General features: G+C 66.9%; 4 protein-coding genes. 1 reads left to right on the plus strand and 3 read right to left on the minus strand.

The features are described from left to right. Positions 1–101: 101 nt before the first annotated feature. The 3 genes from KN815_RS40820 to KN815_RS40830 form a co-directional block, all read right to left on the minus strand. Positions 102–584 carry a class I SAM-dependent methyltransferase gene (locus KN815_RS40820; protein WP_301184696.1) on the minus strand — a complete coding sequence of 161 codons (483 nt, stop codon included), beginning with the start codon at positions 582–584 and terminating at the stop codon, positions 102–104. A gap of 68 nt (positions 585–652) precedes the next feature. Beyond that, positions 653–964 carry an aromatic prenyltransferase gene (locus KN815_RS40825; protein ID WP_216346847.1) on the minus strand — a complete coding sequence of 104 codons (312 nt, stop codon included), beginning with the start codon at positions 962–964 and terminating at the stop codon, positions 653–655. A gap of 224 nt (positions 965–1,188) precedes the next feature. Continuing rightward, positions 1,189–2,526: an epoxide hydrolase family protein gene (locus tag KN815_RS40830; RefSeq protein WP_216346848.1), complete on the minus strand. Its 1,338-nt coding sequence runs from the start codon at positions 2,524–2,526 to the stop codon at positions 1,189–1,191. A gap of 902 nt (positions 2,527–3,428) precedes the next feature. Here KN815_RS40830 and KN815_RS40835 point away from each other — a divergent pair. Beyond that, on the plus strand, positions 3,429–3,616 hold a 188-nt coding region (locus KN815_RS40835), incomplete at its 3' end, for a transposase (RefSeq protein WP_216346849.1).

The following is a 3,616-nucleotide window of genomic DNA, read 5'->3' on the forward strand; positions in this document are numbered from 1 at the left end:
TCCGGAGAAGCCGGTGGTCATGCCCCTAATTAGCGGTCTGTCAGTGCCTCCGGAGCCGGTGACACCACCCCCCAGGCCATGCGTTCGACAGGGGGAGAAAGTCATGCCAGCTCCGAAGGCCGGGAGCCCCGTTGCGGGGCCACGAAAACGGTAATGGGGGGGGCCACTCGCAGCGGGAAGTTGTCGAAGTCCTGAAAGACGACGAGCCCACCGGGGCGCACCAGTTCCGACAGGTGGCGCAGCGCCGTGACGGGGTCGGGCAGGTGTCCCAGGACCAGGCGACCGATCACGGCGTCCACCGGTCCGTCGAGGTCGACGTCGGGCAGGGTCATGCGCCGGAACGAGATCGGGGCCTCCTCGCCCGGTCCGGTACTCCTGGTCGCGGCACGGGCACGCGCGATCTCCAGGGCGCGCGGTGCCGCGTCGACTCCGGTGACCGAGCCCGTGGGCCCGACGATACGCGCCGCCAGGAACGTCACGTCCCCGGCACCGCAGCCGACGTCGAGGACCCGCATGCCAGGGCGGAGCCCCGCACCGCGCAGGGCCTGCTCGGTGATCGGGTCGTACAGGCGGGCCTGCAGCATGAGGCGGTCCGTCTCCGTGGGTGAGTGACCCAGCAGGTACGCGGAGTCCGGGTGAGTACTCATATGTGTCATCGATTCGCACCTCGCTGGGACAACACCGGGTCGGTGGTGTCGGACTGGCTGAAGAAGGTGTTCCACCCCTTGATGAGGGATACGACGTCGCCGCAGTAGCTCCGCTCGGCCTTGAGGTAGGTTCCGCCCTTGGCGCCGAAGGACCAGGCGACGGCGTTCATCTCCTCGGGGTCGTAGGAGGGGGTCGCGTCGAAGAACGCGGTGAGGCTGGCACCGACGGCCGGGCGGCGTCCGTGGGCGGGCGTTCGTGAGCTACCCTGCCCGCACCATGCCCTCGCCGGCCGGCAGGCCCGGCATGGGCGAGACACGTGGTACGGGCCCGCGCACCAGATCTACCCGAAGCTCGGATGGCGTCCAAGGTGGCGCTGCGGGACGCGCTACGTCCGGAGAATCCGGACTGACGGTCTTTCGGGCCACGCGTGGCCCGGGTGTTCCCCGCAGACGGAACCGGCTGTCGCGGTGGGGGCGAAAGGTCTTCGGCGACCGAGTACGGGGCGGCGATGTGCTCGCCGCCCCACACACCCGTGCCGTTCTACCGCAGCACCCGGAACGCGGTGCGGAGTTCGTCGGTAAGGATCTTCGGCTGTTCCCAGGCGGCGAAGTGACCGCCCTTGCCCACCTCGTTCCAGTGGATGATGTTGCCGAAGGTCCGCTCACCCCAGCTACGCGGCGCGGGGTAGATCTCGCCGGGGAAGACCGTCACCGCGACCGGAAGCTTCGGAATGGGAACGGCGTTGAACGGTCCGCCGCCGGCCTGTGCGCCTTCCCAGTACAGCCGCGACGACGACGCCCCGGTGTTGGTCAGCCAGTACAGCGAGATGGCGTCGAGCATCTCGTCGTACGTGAAGAGCTTCTCGGGCTCTCCGTCGGAGTCCGTCCACTCCGCGATCTTGTCGTAGTAGTACGCCGCCATGGCGACCGGGGAGTCCGCCAGGGCGTAGCCGATCGTCTGCGGGCTCTGGTTCATCATCGCCGCGTACCCGAAGCCGTCGCGGTAGAAGTGAAGCAGCCGGTTGTACGCCCTCGTCTCGTCCGCCGGCAGGTTCGCCGGAGCCGGATCGAAGTTGCGCAGACGCCGCAGGATGTCGTCCGGCACGGTACCGGGCATGTTGACATGGATACCCAGCAGCCCCTTCGGCTGCTGGACCGCCAGCACCTCCGAGATGATCGCGCCCCAGTCACCGCCCTGGGAGACGTACTCCGGGTAGCCGAGCCGCAGCATCAGCTCGTGGAACGCGCGCGCCGTGCGGGCGGGATTCCACCCGCCGTTGGTCGGGTTGCCCGAGAAGCCGTAGCCGGGCAAGGTCGGCAGCACCAGGTGGAAGGCGTCGGAGGCACGCCCGCCGTGCGCCGTGGGGTTGGTCAGCGGGTCGATTATCTTCAGCAACTCGACGATCGACCCGGGCCAGCCGTGCGTCATCAGCATCGGCATGGCGTCGGCATGCGGCGAGCGGATGTGCGCGAACTGGATGTCCAGCCCGTCGATCTCCGTGATGTACTGCGGCAGGGCATTGAGGCGCGTCTCGATGTTGCGCCAGTTGTACTTGGTACCCCAGTAGTCCACCAACGGCCTCATCTTGGCCAGTTGTGCGCCCTGAGACCGGTCCCCGACGCTCTCCCGGTCCGGCCAGCGGGTCTCCCCGATGCGCCGCCGCAGCTCGTTGAGCTCCTTCTGCTGGACCTCGATACGGAAAGGACGGATGCCCGAGCCGGGCCGCGGCGCCCACCCGGCCGCGGTACCGGCACCCGTCGACGCCGCTTGAGCCTGGCCGGCCAGGCCAACCTGGCTCGCGACGACACCAGCCGCCGCGAGACCCAGGAAACGGCGACGACCGGTGCCGAGCCGACCCGAGCGCTCGTTCTCTGCCATCGAAGACTCCTTCTGTCTGTCATGAAGTAGGAATGTCGGATGATTCGCTGTCGCACCCATGGCGCTGTTGTACGTAGCACGCCAATGGGCCACCTCAACAGGCAAACACCACAACGGTGCGGAGTGTCCGTAAGTACACACCTAGGGCGTCTCGGACAGAACCATACCTGGTATTCACACGTATTGAACGGCCGATCATTCATCCGTCTGTCGGTCCCGGCCTGTCGCCAACTGATCACCCCGGAGAGACACGTGTGAGTGTTTCCGGCGGGTATCACGTGCATGTATCCCGCGATCGGCTCAATCGCCCGGTCGGCATCGCCGGAGGGCGGCTGACGCCGCCACAACGCGCCTCCTGGCGACTGAGCCTGGGGCCGGGGCCAGATCCGGCAGGCGTACCGCAGGCCGACAGGAAGCTCAGCACCTCGGCATCCTCAACGGCCCCAACCCACCAAGGAGTCAACCTGTTCCGCCTCCCATGGGCGGAGGTGCCCTGTCGGGGGTGCCACCGGGCCCCGAAGCCACCGGCATGAGAAACATATCTACTCGCGAACAGACTACACACGTGTGAGTAGTTTTGGTAACTTCCCAAGGCGCCGGTACTCGCGGGCAGGCTAGGCGATCTGGCGGCTGGTCACCGAGTTCTTCCAGCAGATCGAGAGCTACTTCCCACTCATCGTGGATGAGGTACTCCCAGACGTTGTTCACCGTGATGTCGTTCTCGGTGGCGATCTCTTCCGGGACCAGCAGTGAAGCTGCTTCCAGCAGCCTGGGAACGTCCATGCCCCGATTCTGGATGATGCTCTGCTCCTGAGGGCCGGGGTGGCTCCCGCTCGCAGGCGGCGACTAGGACTTGTCCGGCCGATCATGTGACTGTCTCGTGTCTGGGTCGTTGATGTGGCATGGGGCGGGGTGATCTGAGCGATGCGGAGTGGGAACGACTGCGGCCGTTCCTGCCGGTCAGCAACGGGCGTTGTGGCAGGTGGCGGGATCATCGGCAGGTGATCGACGGGATCTTGCACCGGGTGCGAACCGGGGTGCAGTGGCGTGATCTGCCTGAGCGGTTCGGGCCGTGGAAGACCGTCTATGA

The sequence above is a fragment of the Streptomyces niphimycinicus genome, from assembly GCF_018883605.1.
In the GTDB taxonomy this organism is placed as follows: domain Bacteria; phylum Actinomycetota; class Actinomycetes; order Streptomycetales; family Streptomycetaceae; genus Streptomyces; species Streptomyces niphimycinicus.